The organism is Gardnerella sp. DNF01204 (assembly GCF_049244145.1).
Lineage (GTDB): Bacteria > Actinomycetota > Actinomycetes > Actinomycetales > Bifidobacteriaceae > Bifidobacterium > Bifidobacterium vaginale.
In genome coordinates this window covers 1,547,591-1,563,754 of the sequence record NZ_CP058379.1, presented here as the reverse complement: position 1 = coordinate 1,563,754, position 16,164 = coordinate 1,547,591, and the positions used below count along the sequence as shown (strand labels likewise).

The 16,164-nt window shown below is 42.5% G+C and carries 13 protein-coding genes and 1 tRNA gene; 12 read left to right on the top strand and 2 right to left on the bottom strand.

Translation table 11 applies throughout. The features are described 5' to 3' along the window. Position 1 precedes the first annotated feature (1 nt). The 3 genes from HXT46_RS06270 to nucS all read left to right on the top strand — a co-directional run bounded on the left by HXT46_RS06270 (position 2) and on the right by nucS (position 5,158). Positions 2-2,776 carry an FtsX-like permease family protein gene (locus HXT46_RS06270; protein ID WP_421785936.1) on the top strand — a complete coding sequence of 925 codons (2,775 nt, stop codon included), beginning with the start codon at positions 2-4 and terminating at the stop codon, positions 2,774-2,776. A gap of 78 nt (positions 2,777-2,854) precedes the next feature. Continuing rightward, the gene (locus HXT46_RS06265) at positions 2,855-4,327 is read left to right on the top strand and encodes an amino acid permease (RefSeq protein WP_004114185.1); all 1,473 of its coding nucleotides are present in this window, start codon (positions 2,855-2,857) and stop codon (positions 4,325-4,327) included. A 42-nt stretch (positions 4,328-4,369) separates the two neighbouring features. Continuing rightward, complete coding sequence (nucS, locus tag HXT46_RS06260; RefSeq protein WP_004114187.1) at positions 4,370-5,158, top strand: endonuclease NucS; 789 nt, start codon at positions 4,370-4,372, stop codon at positions 5,156-5,158. 146 nt (positions 5,159-5,304) lie between these two features. Here the strand turns inward: nucS and HXT46_RS06255 are convergent, their stop codons facing one another. Then, on the bottom strand, positions 5,305-6,300 hold the full coding sequence (locus HXT46_RS06255) for an FKBP-type peptidyl-prolyl cis-trans isomerase (RefSeq protein ID WP_004114189.1): 996 nt from the start codon (positions 6,298-6,300) through the stop codon (positions 5,305-5,307). A gap of 248 nt (positions 6,301-6,548) precedes the next feature. Between HXT46_RS06255 and HXT46_RS06250 the strand changes: the two genes are divergently transcribed. The 3 genes from HXT46_RS06250 to HXT46_RS06240 are packed head-to-tail and all read left to right on the top strand — an operon-like array spanning position 6,549 to position 10,481. Then, positions 6,549-8,354, top strand: coding sequence for a hypothetical protein (locus HXT46_RS06250; RefSeq protein WP_050541811.1), 1,806 nt, complete (start codon positions 6,549-6,551; stop codon positions 8,352-8,354). Positions 8,355-8,369: 15 nt separating this feature from the next. Further along, entirely contained in the window at positions 8,370-9,395 is a 1,026-nt protein-coding gene (locus HXT46_RS06245) for a hypothetical protein (protein WP_004574823.1), read from the top strand. 54 nt (positions 9,396-9,449) lie between these two features. Further along, positions 9,450-10,481, top strand: a complete 1,032-nt coding sequence (locus HXT46_RS06240) for a tetratricopeptide repeat protein (protein WP_004574837.1) — start codon at positions 9,450-9,452, stop codon at positions 10,479-10,481. Between the two features lie 91 nt (positions 10,482-10,572). On the opposite strand, the gene HXT46_RS06235 is transcribed toward HXT46_RS06240, so the two are convergent. Beyond that, a tRNA-Met gene (locus tag HXT46_RS06235) sits at positions 10,573-10,646 on the bottom strand. Between the two features lie 380 nt (positions 10,647-11,026). Between HXT46_RS06235 and atpB the strand changes: the two genes are divergently transcribed. From atpB to HXT46_RS06205, 6 genes are all read left to right on the top strand, one after another. Continuing rightward, a complete protein-coding gene (gene atpB, locus HXT46_RS06230) occupies positions 11,027-11,887 on the top strand; it encodes a F0F1 ATP synthase subunit A (RefSeq protein ID WP_004116298.1) in 861 nt (286 codons plus the stop codon). Positions 11,888-11,977: 90 nt separating this feature from the next. Beyond that, a complete protein-coding gene (gene atpE / locus HXT46_RS06225; RefSeq protein WP_004105752.1) occupies positions 11,978-12,211 on the top strand; it encodes an ATP synthase F0 subunit C in 234 nt (77 codons plus the stop codon). Between the two features lie 60 nt (positions 12,212-12,271). Continuing rightward, positions 12,272-12,814, top strand: a complete 543-nt coding sequence (locus HXT46_RS06220) for a F0F1 ATP synthase subunit B (RefSeq protein ID WP_004116293.1) — start codon at positions 12,272-12,274, stop codon at positions 12,812-12,814. 75 nt (positions 12,815-12,889) lie between these two features. Beyond that, positions 12,890-13,471, top strand: a complete 582-nt coding sequence (locus HXT46_RS06215; protein WP_004114200.1) for a F0F1 ATP synthase subunit delta — start codon at positions 12,890-12,892, stop codon at positions 13,469-13,471. Between the two features lie 17 nt (positions 13,472-13,488). Further along, positions 13,489-15,150 carry a F0F1 ATP synthase subunit alpha gene (gene atpA / locus HXT46_RS06210; RefSeq protein ID WP_421785931.1) on the top strand — a complete coding sequence of 554 codons (1,662 nt, stop codon included), beginning with the start codon at positions 13,489-13,491 and terminating at the stop codon, positions 15,148-15,150. Between the two features lie 3 nt (positions 15,151-15,153). Beyond that, complete coding sequence (locus HXT46_RS06205; RefSeq protein ID WP_004116288.1) at positions 15,154-16,158, top strand: F0F1 ATP synthase subunit gamma; 1,005 nt, start codon at positions 15,154-15,156, stop codon at positions 16,156-16,158. The last annotated feature ends 6 nt before the right edge of the window (positions 16,159-16,164 follow it).

Below are 16,164 nucleotides of genomic sequence, written 5' to 3'. Positions count from 1 at the left end.
AGTGAGTAGCGGAACTGTAAAATCTAAGAAAATCAAGCGCAAATATGCGATTCGTAATAAGCGCTCACGCTCTATTTTGCCAATGGTTTTTATTAGCGCCATTAGAATGTGGGTTCACGAATGGCGTCGTTTTTGCATACTAGCAGTTATAGCAATGCTTGGCGTTGCAGTTATGACTGGCATTTATGCAGGATGCAACGATATGCTTCTTGGAGCAAATGATACTTACTCTAAGCTCAAAGCTTACGACCTACAAATTATTTCTACGCTTGGTTTGACTGACAAAGATGTTAAAGCAATCAAAAAATTGCCATTTGTTAGTGAAGCAGAGGCGGGAAAGTCGTTTAAAGCTACTGCTCATCCTTCGAATAATGCCAATTTGTCTTATGCAATGAACGTTGTGCAATATAATCACAATGTTAAAAAACTGAATCGTCTGCATTTGATGCGTGGCGATATGCCAACAAACAATCGTCAAGCTGTGGTAACTGAACGATTTTTGCACGATAGCGGATTGCGAATTGGTAGCACACTGTTTTTGAGTATGCAACAAGTCACTAATCAGCCTAATTCGTCTAATCAACCGATTCAAAATCAAAAATATAAGCTTCTAATTACAGGAAGTGTGTTAGACGTAAACGATTTGGATAATCCAAACGGGTATCAATCAAAAGCTTTCCGCAATTCCGTAATATCACGCTACCCTATTTTTACCTCTGCGATTACTGAAAGCACAAATAATCTTCCATACACAGCTATATATGTGCGCCTAAATGAGGCTCGACGCGTTAACGATTTTTCGCAAAAGTATCGCGCAATTGTGGCAAATGCTTCAAACCAGATTAAAGACAGTGTGCAAAGCGATTGCCAAGAGGCGCGCACAAATCAGGTTGTAAAAGACCAGACTAATCAACAAGTAGATCAAACTATAGCCAATATGCCAATGCTTAAAAACGCTCCCGACTCGGTTTTAGCTAAGGCTCGCGCGCAAATTTACGCAAAAATTAAGCCAGAAGTGCAAAAGCATGTTCCTCAAGCAAGATGGCATATTTTTGCTCGCATATCAAACGGGAGCTATACTCGCTTGCGTTCTGATGTTGCCTCGATTCAATCTCTTGGATACGCTTTCCCAGTGCTTTTTCTTGTGGTGGCAATGATGATGAGCCTAACAGCCATGGCAAGAATGGTAGAAGAAGAACGAGGACTAATTGGAACATACTTAAGCTTAGGTTATGGACGTTGCGCAGCAATAACAAGGCACGCTTTCTTTGCGATTTTTGCCTGTCTAGTAGGCGGCGGAATCGGCGATATTCTAGGATTCTTAGCAATTCCATCTTTACTACTTAAGATTTTGCGCGGATTGTACACAGTTCCAGGAGTTGTTTTACGATACGATTGGCTTTATGGTTCGATTTGTGTACTCGCGTTTGTAATACCAGTTGCAATATGCACAATAATCGTAAGCTGGAGGGAGACAAGGCAAGTACCATCGGCATTATTGCGTCCAAAATCTCCAAAAGCTGGCGCTCGCGTGCTTCTTGAACATTTACCTTTTATCTGGAATCGTCTAAGTTTCCTCAACAAAGTATCTATAAGGAATCTGGCTCGTTTTAAAGGCAGACTATTTATGACGATTGGCGGTGTAGCTGGTTGCACGGCATTAATCGTGTGTGCTTTAGCATTAAACGATACTGTAGCCACTCTTGGAATCCGCCAATATGACGGCATTTACCGCTACGATATGATTTCTATTTCCACTCCAGATGCATTTCAAAATATGAAGAAAAGTGTGCAAAAAGATAAATCCAGCAATCTTGTTGATACCATTTTGCCTGCCTACATTAGCTCTGGAGAAATCGCAAAAAGCGATGCAGATAATGGTAAATCTAATAGCAATTCCAATAACAATTCGCATAATAAAATCGTTGGAGATTCTGAAAGCGTACAAATCGTAGTTGTTAAAGATGCCGCAGCTTTGTCTAATATGGTTCGTCTACAAGATGTTAACAATAATTTGCAAAATATTTCACTTAATGATGATGGTCCGCTTCTTTCACAGAGTGCAGCATCGTCGTTGGGAATTGCGAGCGGAAACTATATTACAATAACAAACTCCAGTTTTAAGCGCGCAAAAGTGAAGTTGCGTGCAGTCGTGCGTAATCTTATTGGTTCAAATATTTATATGACTTCTCGCTGCTATGAAAGAATATTCGGTTTTAAAAATGGGAAAAATGTTAAGAATAATGCGCTAATTATGCGTCTTCGTGGAGACGATGATGCAAGAATGCGTTACGCAGACCATGTGGCAGATAGGGATGGCGTGTTAGCTGTTATGAACATTACGCGCATGAAACATTCGTTTAGCTTTGATTTAATGAATGCTGTGGTTGCGCTTATAGTAACTCTTGCAGCAGGTTTGGCGTTAGCTGTGCTGTTTACATTGGCAAGCACTAATATTTCGGAACGTGCGCGAGAGATGGCAACTTTAAAGGTTCTTGGCTTTTATCGTAGAGAAGTTCATGCTTACGTGCATAAGGAGATGCTTACTCTTACTGTAATTGGTATTCTTGTTGGTTTGCCTCTTGGAAGATTGGTTGCAGGCTTGTTAACAAATGCTTTGCGCATGCCTTCTCTGTATTTTGAGGTTGAAGTGTCTCCATTAAGCTATGTTATTGCTGGCTTTGCAACGCTGATCTTTGCTTTAATTGTTCAATGGTCAACTAATCCCGCGTTAGACCGCATTGACCCTGTTAGTTCGCTTAAAAGTGTTGAATAAAGTTGAATAATGAAATTCAAATATTTACGGGTTCTTATAAAATTGAAAGCTCACGCCTAAAAGAATGGAGTTATAGCAATGAGTGATATTGACCAAACTAACAATGGTCACACTAACAAGATGGAGCGCAGCCTTACAAAAAGACACGTGCAATTCATTGCTATAGGCGGAACAATCGGCACGGGACTATTCTTAGGTTCTGGCAAATCCATTAGTCTTACGGGTCCAAGCATTATGCTTGTGTACATAATTGTTGGTTTAATCATGTTTTTGCTTATGCGCGGCATTGGCGAACTTATGTATAAAGACCCAAATCAGCACACTTTTATTAGTTTTATTACTAAATACTTGGGCAAAGGCTGGGGCGATTTTGCAGGATGGTCGTATTGGATAGTGCTTGTGCTTATTGGCATGAGTGAGATTACGGCTGTAAGTACGTATTGTGTTACATTTTTCCAAACTTTTGGCATAGACGTTAGCAGCTGGAAATGGCTTATAGAAATAGCGTTTTTGGCTGCTTTAGTGTGCATAAATCTGGTTGCTGTTAAGCTATTTGGCGAAACAGAGTTTTGGTTCTCAATGATTAAAATCACGTTGATTGTGGCTCTTATTGCAACTGCTGCAGTTATGGTTATTATTGGCTACCATTACCCTGCAACACAGATTAGCGGCGTTGCAAATCCTGCAGGCCACGCAGGCTTTGACAATATTTTCAACAACTTCTCGCTTATGCCAAATGGATGGTTGGCATTTTTGATGAGTTTCCAAATGGTGTTCTACGCATACCAGCTTATTGAGTTTGTAGGCGTTACGGTTTCGGAAACTAAGAATCCTCGCCAAGTTTTGCCAAAGGCAATCAACGAGATTATTATGCGAATCTTGATTTTCTACGTTGGAGCGCTTGCTTCAATCATGCTAATTGTTCCTTGGCAACAATTTAAAGCTACCGATTCTAAAGGCGTTTATATGTCTCCGTTTATAATGGTTTTCCAATATGCGGGGCTTCATTGGGCTTCGGCGCTTGTGTTCTTTGTGGTAATAACAGCCGCATCTTCTGCGCTTAATTCGCTGCTTTATTCTGCAGGAAGGCATATGTATCAAATTGCGCTAGAATCTAATTCTCCTGTTCTTTCACATTTGCGCAAAGTTTCGCGCACTAAAGTTCCTGCACGAGCAATCATTTTTTCTGCTGCGCTAATCCTGTTCTCTCCGATTATTAACTCAATTCCTGGAGTGCATGGCGCGTTTATTGTGTTTGCTTCTGCGTCTTCGGCAGTAATAATCATGATTTACATTTTGATTATGGTTACGCACAGAAAGTACCGCGCTTCTGCTGATTTTATGCCAGATGGTTTTGTTATGCCGCATTATAAGCTGCTTAATTCTCTTACTATTGCATTCTTTGTGTTTGTGTACATAACGCTGTTTATTAGCGAAGACACTCGCGGATCGGCAATTGGCGGCATTATTTGGCTCTTGCTTTTTGGAGGCTATTGCGCGTTGCATCAGCGCTGGCAGAATCGCGATTTAGCGGCGGCTTTGGGCAGATAGTTTTTGTGCAAGTAGTTACGCGATTTATGCTACGCTTTTTGTGTGCGAATTATTGTTGCGGATTGTAGTGCAGAATATACGGGTAGGCTTAATGCAAGTCTTCCAGTGGCTAAGCGCGTGTTGCTTATTAAGGCTGATGGTAGTGTACTGATTTTTTCAGAGTTAGGGTCCTATAAGCCACTTAATTGGATGGTTGCTCCTTGTACTATGCGCGTTATTGATGGAAATGTTTCTAAAGATAACGATTGTTCTTGTGAAGACGACGATTCGAGTTCTGTTTCTTCAGATGGTGCTGTCGGCGCTTGTAGCACGGAGGCTTTCGACTTTTCGCGCGTTTTTGGCGATGGAACTGTTTTAAAAATTGCTGCAAAAAAGGGCAATGACCTGCTTCGCATTGTTCTGCAACACGTTTATAGCGATTCTTCGTATGATTTAGGCACAGACCCAGGTCTTGTTAAAGATGGTGTAGAAGACCATTTGCAGCGCTACTTAGCTGAGCAAATTGAGCGTATTGGCGATGGTGCTACATTGGTTCGCCGAGAATATCCTACTGCTATTGGCCCCGTGGATATTATGGCGCAGGATTCAAACGGTGTTCATGTTGCTATTGAGATTAAGCGACACGGTGGTATTGATGGTGTTGAGCAGCTTACTCGTTACTGTGAGTTGTTGAATCGAGACCCGTTGCTTAAACCAGTTCGAGGTATTTTTGCTGCGCAGACTATTAGCCCGCAAGCGCGAGTTTTGGCTGAGGATCGTGGCTTTACTTGCTTAATCCTCGATTACGATGAAATGCGCGGTGTTGAGTCTAACGATCTTCGCCTGTTTTAGCTTAGCGATTTTTTGCTTTATCTGTAATTTATTACGAAATTTACGTAAATTTACGTATAAAAATGCCGCGCAAGATTTATTCAAGCGCGGCATGATTCGATTGGTAATTAATCACTAAGAGAATTAATCATTAAGAGATTAATAGATCAGGAAGCATAGAGAATATCTACAACAAAGTAAAGCGTTGAATTTGCAGGAATTGTTACATTTCCTTGTGCATCCTTCTTATCTTCTTTGCCATAGCCATCTTCTGGAGGAATTACCAAAAGAACTTGAGATCCGACTTTCTTCCCAGCTAAGCCTTTAGTCCATCCTGGAATCACTTGACCTGCAAGAGAGAAGTCTGCAGGCGTGCCGCGCTTCCATGACGAATCAAATTGATGCAATTTGCCGTCTTTATCGATAGTCCAGCCAGTGTAATGAGCGGTTACAGTGCTTTCTTTGGTCACCTCTTTACCAGTTCCTTCAATCAAAGTTTGAGAAACCAACTTTCCATCTGGCACGTAGTTATTCTTATCTAACGATGGTTCTCCAGATTTACTCAGAGTTACTTTCGGCAGATTTTCAGGGATATCCTTAACTTTATTGCCTGTTGCGCGTTCAAGAGATTTCATTGAAGAAACAAGAGTTAACACCATTACGTACGCATCTTGCTTAGTTTGCGGATTTGCAGGCACACCAAATGCAATCGTGGAATTAATTTTTCTTCCCTTAAACAGTGCATAATAAGGTTTACTCGTAACGCCTTTTTTAACAACGATTGAGCAATCTGGTTTGCCTTGTTTCCATGTGTTCATAAGCTCTTTGCCGTTTTTAGCATTGTACACAATGCCATTAGCGCATACGCGACTATTTTCTTGGATTTTAGCACCGTTTCCGTTTTGCAAAATGGCGTAAGAATTTGGCTTTACGTCTATAGGAGTAGTTATATCGACCTTTGGTTGTTTGCCTAAAGTTCCACTAGCCTTAACGCCGCCTAAAACTTGCATTCCAGCAGCATTCGCGGCTGGGTCTGCCATTCCGTTATCATTCGTGCTATTCCCGCTGCAAGATGCCATTGTAAAACACAAGGCTGCAGCGCTAATTGTGCTAATTGCGCGTATTGCAAAAGATTTGATTGTGTATAATCTGGTTTTTCTCATAGGTTTAAGACTATCGCTTGAGTCTGATTTTAATTATTCAGTAGCAAATATATTTAAATATTACGAAGAATTGTAAAAGATTAATAAATATAACAATCGATTAATTATAAAAGATTATGAAAGATTGTAGAATAGATAGGAGCAAATACGATATGACGATTATTAAGGCGAATATCAAAAAGAATTCATGCTCTGATTACAAGCATAATGCATGATTTATTGCTGATTAGGATGCAGAAAGAGGTTTGATGCAACGACCTACAAAACGAGCTAAGTTTATGCGAGGAATCGTGGCACCTATTTTTGGGTTGCTTGCTGTGCTTAGTATTGTTCTTGGTGTTCTTAATGCCACAGTTTGGAAGCCAAACTCTATTGTTTCGGCTCATACAAACGTGTATGGTTCAAGATACATTGTTACGGATCCAGGTGTTTTAAATCTTGTGGATTACCGCGTAAAAATTAGTGTTGCGGCTCTTAATACTCGTAAGCCGATTTGTGTAGCAGTTGGTTTGGCTAAAGATGTTCGTGGGTGGACTCGTGGCTACTCTGTACAGAGAATAACTGGTTTGCAAGATTGGGAGAATCTTTCTACTGTCCCTATGAAGGCGGATGATTCTGCAAAGTCAGATGTGAATAACAAAAATTCTGTAGATTCCGCGAATAACTCTGATTCTAAGGCTTCTAAAGATGTAGATTTTAAAGATTCAGATTTGTGGACTAATGCTACTTGCCAAATGGGTTTGGCTAAATTGTTTGTTAATGCGGAAGATTTTGAACAATCTGAGAACATTGTTCCTGGAGATTTGAGCAGTGGCAATGCTGTAAATCAAGCAAATCAAGCAAATCAAGAAAATAGCCAGTCGAATCATCAAAAAGTTTCATCCGCATTGCGTGCAAAGATTTCTCGACGCGTGCTGATTATTGACTTAGGTAAAAATTCTCCTGAAGCATTCGTAGAGTTTCGTTGGCGTAGACACAATCTTCCAGATTTTGCAACTCCTTTGTATTTTGTTGGAGCACTGTTTGCTCTGCTTTGTGTCCTTTCTGCTTCTGTGTTCGCTATGGCTCCACATCGCAGGCGTAATAAGCGTTTGGTGGCTAGTAGAAGTGGTCTTATTACTGTAGAAAGTGTATCCAGAGACGAAGAAGTTAAATTCTCAGATGCTTTTGCTGGCACAATGGCTAGTATTTTTGGCAGTTTTGCTAAAGATAAGAAGTCAAGGCATAAAGGTTCTTCAGCTTCTCATGCTCGTCATGGTTCTCATTCAAAAACTCGTGTTGCAAAGTCGCAAGCAACCGTGGATTTGTCTGTAAACGTAAAGTCTGGTTTAAATTCTTCTCCAACTCCATCTTTGGATGAAACTGCTGTGATTTCTAAAGAAGATTTGCAGTCTTATTTTGCTCGTTTTGCTAGTGAATCATTCTCGGATGTTTCCAAGAATAATAGCGATTCGTCTACTGTTTTAGAAGTTTCTGATGTTTCTTCTGATAAATCTTCCTATGATTCTTTTAAAGATGAAGATGCTATACGTGATTCCAAAGATTCTTTGAATGATGATTCTAATAAAAAGCAATCTTCAAAGGAATATTCAGGGAATAGTAGCAATAATAATTCTAGAAAGTCGAGTCATAGCAATCGCGGCAACCGCAATAGTAGATATGGTAGAAGAAATCGTGATTCGCATGACAATCAAGATGGTCGTTCTAGTAGTAGAGATGTAGAAAATCGCAAATATAGGGATAATCGTAGTAAATCAGCGGAGGCTTGCGACTCAAGCAATGAAAAGTCAAATAATCGCAGCAAGTCGCGAAATCAAGGGAATAATCGTGATTTGAGTAATCATCGCGACCAGCGTAAGAATAGTCAGAATAATCAGCATAGTCAGCGCGGGCAAAAATATGGCAAAAATCGTCGATCTAACGAATTAGATAATCGTAATAGAAATAGCGGCGAAAATAATGCAAATAACAGAAACGCTGGTGGCAACACGAATTCAAACTATAACCAGAATCGTAAGCGTAAAAATAATGCGCGTGGAAATGAGCAAAAGTGAGTGTGGAAAGTAAGTATGACTATGTTTTATGCGCATAAAATCAAATATTATGTAAGATTTACATTCGCTACAATAATGACGCTAATTATGTGTTTTGCTCTTAGCGCTTGCGATGGTCAAGTTCCTAAAGCCGCTGAGGGGCATAGCACAAAGGAACTTCCAAACGTAACGTCTATTAGAGAAAAAGATATACGTTTAAGAGTTTTGAGGTCTCTAGAGCGCGCGAATGAAGAGAAGAATTCTAGTAATCTTGATTGCTATATGAGTGGTCCTGCAATGCTTGTGCGAACTAGTGAGCTTGCGATTGCGGCTAAAACAGGAAAATTGGATCCAAAAACAACAATTCCTCGTGAAGTTGCTCAGACTATTGTGCCTACGAATGCAAACTGGCCTCGTGATTTGATGACGATTACTACTACAACAAAAGACCAGCAGTCTAAGCGATTGTTGGTGATCCGTCAGGATAGGGCACGCTCAAACTATAAATTGTGGGCAGTTGCAAGACTGTTCCCTGGTGTGCGTCTGCCAAAATTCCCTGTTTATTCAATCGGCGCTTCAATGGGTAAAGCAAATGATTCTGGTCTTGTTATGACTCCTCATGCGGCAGCAGCGGCTTATGCTGATGTTCTGCAGCAAGGAGAATCTAGTAAATTTGCAAAGAGTTTTGCTAGTGATTATTTGCGCGCAAAATTAGCAGAATTATCTAAGACTGTTCAAGCAGGAATGGAGCGAAACAAAGGTTCTCAGGAACAGGTTTTTGCTTCAGTTCCAAATCAGATTAGCGTTATGCGCGCAAGCGATGGTAGTGATTTAGTGGTTGCGCGTATTGACTCCGTGTGGACTAGGAGAGCTGGAGAAGGTCGAGAATCAAGACCAGCGTCTGACGAGGAGAAAGCTCTGTTTGGAAATGCTAAAGCTACTTCTACAATGCGTGTAACTTACGTAAATGTTGTAGCAATGGTTGTTCCACCAGCTGGATCTAATGCGCAGATTGTTCCTGTGGGAGCGGAGCGTCAGCCTATAAAGGTAGAAGCCCTGTAAGCAGTTGTATAAGCAATATAAGAAATGTAAGCAGTATAAGCAAAAGAGGAAATTATGGTTGATTCACAATCGATGGGTATGAACCCAGGCGGATTCTCTCTGGCTGGAGCAGTGGACTTGGAAGGTGTAAAGCGCAAAGCAGAAGCTCTTGCAAAACGAGAAGCGGCTGAAAAGTCAGGAAAACCTCAGTCTAAGATGCCGTCTGCTGGTGGGTATGTGATTGATGTTAATGAACAAACTTTTCAGGCGATGGTTCAGACCTCTGTAAGTTTTCCAATTATTTTGCTTGTATGGCAAAAAAGCGATGAAACTTCTTACGATTTAGCACAAAAACTTGCGGATTCTATTACTGCGTTAGATGGCAGAATGCAGCTTGCTCGTATTAATGCGGATGAAAGCCCATCAATTGCTCAAGCTTTACGTGCACAGCAGCTTCCAGCTGTATATGGATTGGTTGGAGGCAGGCCAATGCCTATTTGTCAGGGATTGCCTAGTGCAGATGAGTTGCAGCAGATTTGTAATGATATTCTGCCTCAGTTGGTTAAAGTTGCGGAAAAATCTGGTGTAGCTGGGATGGCTCCTTATGTTGATTCAGGTGATTCTGCAGGTGATTCTAAGGATACGCCAGTTGTTGGTGTAGGTGATGATTCTGCGGTTGCTGGCGACTCTTCTGACGTTCCGCCAGAACATAAAATTGCTCATGAGGCGGCTATGAATGGCGATTATGCTTTAGCTGCAAGTGAGTATGAAAAAGTATTGCAGGCTAACCCGAATGATTCTTTGGCATCTCGCGAATGCGCTAAAGCATTGCTTCTTGGCAGGAATACTAATACAAATGTTGATGCAGTTCGTAAGGCTGCTGGCGATAATCCTAGTGATGCTTCAGCTCAGCTTGCTGTAGCAGATGTAGATATGATTGATGGTCATATTGAAGATGCTTTTAGTAGACTTCTTGATTTTCTTGCTGGTCATCGTGATAGTGCAGATGTGATCAAAGAACGTATGCTTGAGTATTTTGCGATGCTCCCAGCTGGAGATGAGCGTTTGAATCGTGCGCGTCGTCGCTTAGCAGTTCTCCTGTACTGATATACCACGCAAAAGACTGCGCCAACTAAAAAGATTAAAAGAAAAGCCAAGATTCGCATTCGTGAGAAATATGCGACTCTTGGCTTTCTAGTAGCGGGGCATGGATTTGAACCATGGACCTCTGGGTTATGAGCCCAGCGAGCTACCGAGCTGCTCCACCCCGCGTCGGCTACTTTTAGCAGCTCTATCTACGATAGGTGCAAATTGTGATTTGTCAAGTTCTCGGCGTGTTTCTCTCGTAAATTTCTCGCGTAAATAGTTTAATTCTAAACAAATGTGGAGTATAATAAACAAGTGACTAAAGCGAGTTATTAAGAATTTGCATGTTTGCTATAATCGCAACACTCGTTAATAATCAGCAATATAACTCAAATATAACTCAAATGTACAAACTAAGAGTAGAATCAGCTTTTTAGAGATATATTTTCGTTTCGCGCATATATCAACGAATGAATTTACAGGATTTACGGTTTTACAAACTAGCTTGTGAATAACTTTATATTTAACGCAGCTGTATTGTAAAAGAGTCCTACAAGGAGGCACGAATGAGTGGAGCTATCGAAGTTTTAGCGAAAGCTGCGCATATAAATGTTGCGGCGCTGCTAGCTTCAGCAAAGCCAGAGATGCCAAGCATTAATGACTTTTTGCCGCCAGAGATTTTATTCCAAGGCACACCTTTTGCAATGAATCGAATTGTTATGGTGCGTCTTATTATGGCCGTAATCGTTATGATTATTTTTGGCATTGGCGCAGCCCGCGCAAAAGTGGTTCCAGGAAGATTCCAAAGCGTACTAGAAATTCTAATGGACTTTGTGCGATTCAATATTGTGTACGAAATGATTGGCGAAGAGCGCGGCAAGCGTTATGTGCCAATGATAACAACTCTTTTTATAACAATATTCTTCTTTAATCTTTGCTCAGTTATTCCAGGCTTAAATATGGCTGCAACAGCAACTATTACAGGGCCATTAGTGTTTGCTCTTTGGGTTGTATGCCAATACTTAATCACTGGAATTAGAGAAAAAGGATTCTTAACGTTCTTCCGCGAATCCTTGTTCCCAGCAGGCGTGCCATGGCCGATTTACTTTATTCTTACGCCGTTGCAGCTGCTGGAATTGTTGATTGTGCGACCACTTTCGCTTACAATACGTTTGTTTGCGAATATGATTGCTGGCCATTTGCTGGTGGCCACTTGCCTAGTATTCACCAACTTCTTTGTGGTGGATTCCAGCAATAAACTCCTTGCCTTAGGCGGTGCATTATGGCTGCTTGGTGGCATTCTGTTTACAGTGTTCGAAATAATAGTCGCAGGCTTGCAGGCGTTTATTTTTACCGTTCTTGCATCTGTATATATTTCGGAAAGTTACCCTGAGAAAGAAGAAAAATCTGCTGTTGCTATTGCGTAAATAGGTAAAACTAATTAAAGCAAACAAATAAGTCAGGTTTGATAATCTTAGGGTTTATAACTGGTTACTGTTCCTAAAGAAAGGAAACCAATGAATAGTATCATCGCTCTCGCAGGATTGACGGGCAACCTTAGCATTCTCGGCTTTGCCGTTGCTACTCTTTCTCCTGCTATCGGAATGGCAATGGTTGTATCCAAGGCTATGGAATCCACTGCACGCCAGCCAGAAGTCGGCAACCGTATTCAGTTGTTCATGTTTATTGGCTTGGCATTCATCGAGGTTCTGGGCTTGCTCGGATTCGTTGCATACATTATGGGAAGCTGAACCGAACGAAACAACTCGTTCCAACGCATACAAGTGTTGAAAGAATAGAAAGGACAAGCCATGGCATATGCAGCCGAAACTAATAAACTGGCGTTGTTCTTGCCGGAGCCTTACGACGTTATATGGTCGCTGGTTATTTTAGTTGTTCTTGCAGCGTTTTTCTACAAGTTCGTTATGCCTAAATTCCAGGCAATTCTTGATGAGCGTGCAGAGAAAATCGAAGGCGGAATGTCTAAAGCAGCAAACGTGCAGCGTGAAGCTGATGAGTTAAAAAGCCAGATGGAAGAAGAACTTGCCCAAGCTCAAGCAGATGCTGCAAAGACTCGCGAACAGGCTCGTGCACAAGCTTCCAAAATTGTTGATGAAGCAAGACAGCGTGCGGAAAAAGATGCTGCGAAGATTATTAGTGAAGCTCAGTATTCCATTGAGGCTCAGCATAAGCATGCCATGTCCAGCCTCCAAGGAGAAGTATCGGTACTCGCTGCAGCATTAGCTGGAAAGATTCTTGCGTCTAAGCTAGATGACGATACTGTAGGCTCTAAAATCATTGATCATGTTATTGATGAAGTGGGAGACGTTAAGAGTTCGGGTCAAAACAGGTAGTTAAAAGAGTAGCTAAAACGATTTTTTAGTATTACTTAATTGCTACTTAAGTTTTGCATGAATTAGGAGGTAAGAATGCCAGAAAAGGCATCGCGAGTAAGCGAAAACTTATCGCGTTCTTCGCTTGCGCAAGCCATTTCAGATGCTCATGACGAAGCTCAGCGCATATCTGATGAGCTTTCAACAATGATGGATACGCTAGAAAAGTACCCAGAGCTTTCTGACGCTATTACCGATCCAAATAGGTCTTCGGAAGATAAGTCACGACTGATTGACGAGCTTATTGGAGGTAAAGCGCATCCTGTTGTATTGCGCATTATGCACTATCTTGTAGGTACTTGGCATGGCGGTGCAGAAAGTGGCAAGACGGGCAGCTTTGGAGGCGCATGGTCTGGTTTTGAGCGCGAAGCAGGCGAAACTTTGGTTACGGTTACAACCGCTCAGCCTCTTACGGATAAGCAAATCAAGCGTTTGATTGAGATTTACAGCAACAAGTTGGGTCATCGTGCCTACATAAACCCAATTGTGGATCCAAACGTGCTTGGTGGTATGCGAATACGTATAGGCGATCAAGTAACAGACCGCACAATGTTGATGCAGCTTAAGCAGTTGCAGCGTTCTGCGCGAAATGGTGCTTGGACACAGGCAGTGAAATAAGTTAAATAAGGAGAATTATGGCGGAACTATCTATTGATCCCGCCCTTATACGCAAGGCACTTGACGGGTTCGTTGACTCGTATAAGCCGACAGACATGCCAACACAAGAAGTTGGTTATGTTGTTACGGCTGGTGACGGCATTGCGCACGTAGCTGGATTATCTGGCTGCATGGCAAACGAGCTGCTCACCTTCGAAAACGACACCCTTGGCTTAGCGTTTAACCTTGATGCTCACGAAATCGGCGTGGTTATTCTAGGCGATTTTACGGGCATTGAAGAAGGGCAGGAAGTTTACCGCACTGGCGAAGTGTTATCGGTGCCAGTGGGAGACGCCTATCTTGGTCGTACAGTAGACCCATTGGGTAATCCAATTGATGGTCTTGGTGCGATTGAATGCAAGGAGCGTCGTATTCTTGAAGCCCAGGCTCCAGACGTGATCCATCGTCACCCTGTGGACGAGCCTTTGTCTACTGGTTTAAAGGCAATTGACGCAATGACGCCAATTGGCCGCGGTCAGCGTCAGTTGATTATTGGCGATCGTCAAACTGGTAAAACAGCAATCGCAATCGATACGATTATTAACCAGCGCACAAACTGGGAAAGTGGAGATCCAAAGAAGCAAGTCCGTTGCATTTACGTAGCAATCGGACAAAAGGGTTCAACAATCGCTGCTGTACGTCAAAGCCTCGAAGAAGCAGGCGCTATGAAGTACACAACAATCGTTGCAAGCCCAGCTTCGGATTCTGCAGGTTTTAAGTACATTGCACCTTATACTGGTTCTGCAATCGGTCAGCATTGGATGTACAACGGCAAGCACGTTTTGATTGTTTTCGACGACTTGTCTAAGCAAGCAGAAGCATATCGTTCGATTTCTTTGCTTCTTCGTCGCCCACCTGGGCGTGAAGCATATCCAGGTGATGTGTTCTATCTTCACTCTCGTCTTCTAGAAAGATGCGCAAAGCTTTCCGACGATATGGGCGGCGGCTCAATGACTGGCTTGCCAATTATTGAAACTAAAGCAAACGACGTTTCTGCATACATTCCAACCAACGTGATTTCTATTACCGATGGTCAGATCTTCTTGCAGTCCGATTTGTTCAACGCAGGTCAGCGTCCAGCAGTCGATGTTGGTATTTCCGTGTCTCGTGTTGGTGGCGCAGCTCAGGCCAAGGCTTTGAAGAAGGTCTCTGGCATGCTTAAGATTTCGCTGGCTCGTTACAAGTCTTTGGAATCCTTTGCAATGTTCGCTTCCGATTTGGATGCAGCTTCCCAAGCACAGCTCACTCGTGGCGCTCGTTTAACCGAGTTGCTTAAGCAGAAGCAGTTCTCGCCTCGTTCCATGGAGCAAGAGGTTGTTTCTGTGTGGGCTGGTACACACGGAAAGTTAGATGACATTCCTGTAAAAGATGTTTTGCGTTTTGAAAGCGAATTATTGGATTATCTCGATAAGGGAACCGACATTTTGCAAGTGATTCGCGATACTGAAGATTTCACCAAAGAAACAGAATCGGAGCTTGATGCTGCAATTGACGACTTCCGTAGGATGTTTAAGACTTCTGCAGGTAAGCCTTTGATTGTTAAGGATTCTCTGCCTCCAGCTGAAAACCCTGCTCCAGTTGAAAAAGAGCAGCTTGTTGCAAAGCCGAAGTCGGATAATCGTGAATCTGAGGGGAAGTAGCGTATGTCCTCCCAACTTGCATTGAAATCGAGAATTATTTCCACACAGTCTTTAGGTAAAATCTTTAAGGCTCAGGAAATGATTGCGTCTTCTCATATAGCAAAAGCGCGTGATATCGCTCTAAATGCTAAGCCTTATAGCGACGCAATTTTCGATGCCGTGCAGGCGTTGGTAGCTCATCATGAAGCGAATATTAAGCATCCTATTTTTGGTAAAGAGCGTTCGGGTAATCGCGTAGCCGTGTTGGCGTTGACTTCCGACCGTGGCATGGCTGGCGCGTTTACATCATCGATTATTCGAGAAACCGAGGCGTTGCTCGCAAAGTTGGATGCGGAAGGAAAGCACGCTGAGCTGTACGTGTATGGTCGCCGTGGCGCAACCTATTACAAGTATCGTAATCGCGATGTTGCAGGCACTTGGGAAGGGTCTACTGATCATCCTGATGTGACTATTGCGGAGCGAATTTCCGATACTTTAATGGATGCGTATATGACTCCAGAAGAAGATGGAGGAGTTTCGGAGCTTTACATTGTATTCACCGAGTTTATAAACATGGTGAGGCAGAAGGTTCGTACGCTGCGCATGCTTCCAGTTGAGCTGGTTCCTTTAAAGGACGGCGAAGAATTTGCCATGCATCGTCCAGATTACGAGGCAGCTTCTGGTCCTTCGGCTTCGCTTTCGTCTACGGGTGCAGTTTCGGCTCGAGAAGAAGCGGTTAGCCGCAGTAATCCGGACGCTGTGGAATATTGCTTTGAGCCAAGTCCAAGCGAAGTGTTGGATTCGGTTTTGCCAAAGTATATTCAATCGCGTATACACGAATGCTTGCTTACTTCTGCTGCTTCCGAAACAGCTAGTCGACAGAATGCTATGCATACGGCTACAGATAACGCCCGCAATTTGGTGGAGGATTTGACAAGAAAGCTTAATGCTTCTCGCCAGGCTTCCATCACACAAGAACTTACCGAGATTATCGGCAGCGCTGACGCGCTGAATAATGAGGAGGAATAGGAGCAT

Coding starts and splice junctions, on each gene's coding strand:
- HXT46_RS06215 (WP_004114200.1), top strand. CDS start 12,890: ATGCCAGAAAAGGCATCGCGAGTAAGCGAAAACTTATCGCGTTCTTCG.
- atpB (WP_004116298.1), top strand. CDS start 11,027: ATGAGTGGAGCTATCGAAGTTTTAGCGAAAGCTGCGCATATAAATGTT.
- atpE (WP_004105752.1), top strand. CDS start 11,978: ATGAATAGTATCATCGCTCTCGCAGGATTGACGGGCAACCTTAGCATT.
- atpA (WP_421785931.1), top strand. CDS start 13,489: ATGGCGGAACTATCTATTGATCCCGCCCTTATACGCAAGGCACTTGAC.
- HXT46_RS06245 (WP_004574823.1), top strand. CDS start 8,370: ATGACTATGTTTTATGCGCATAAAATCAAATATTATGTAAGATTTACA.
- HXT46_RS06265 (WP_004114185.1), top strand. CDS start 2,855: ATGAGTGATATTGACCAAACTAACAATGGTCACACTAACAAGATGGAG.
- HXT46_RS06240 (WP_004574837.1), top strand. CDS start 9,450: ATGGTTGATTCACAATCGATGGGTATGAACCCAGGCGGATTCTCTCTG.
- HXT46_RS06250 (WP_050541811.1), top strand. CDS start 6,549: ATGCAACGACCTACAAAACGAGCTAAGTTTATGCGAGGAATCGTGGCA.
- HXT46_RS06205 (WP_004116288.1), top strand. CDS start 15,154: ATGTCCTCCCAACTTGCATTGAAATCGAGAATTATTTCCACACAGTCT.
- HXT46_RS06255 (WP_004114189.1), bottom strand. CDS start 6,300: ATGAGAAAAACCAGATTATACACAATCAAATCTTTTGCAATACGCGCA.
- HXT46_RS06220 (WP_004116293.1), top strand. CDS start 12,272: ATGGCATATGCAGCCGAAACTAATAAACTGGCGTTGTTCTTGCCGGAG.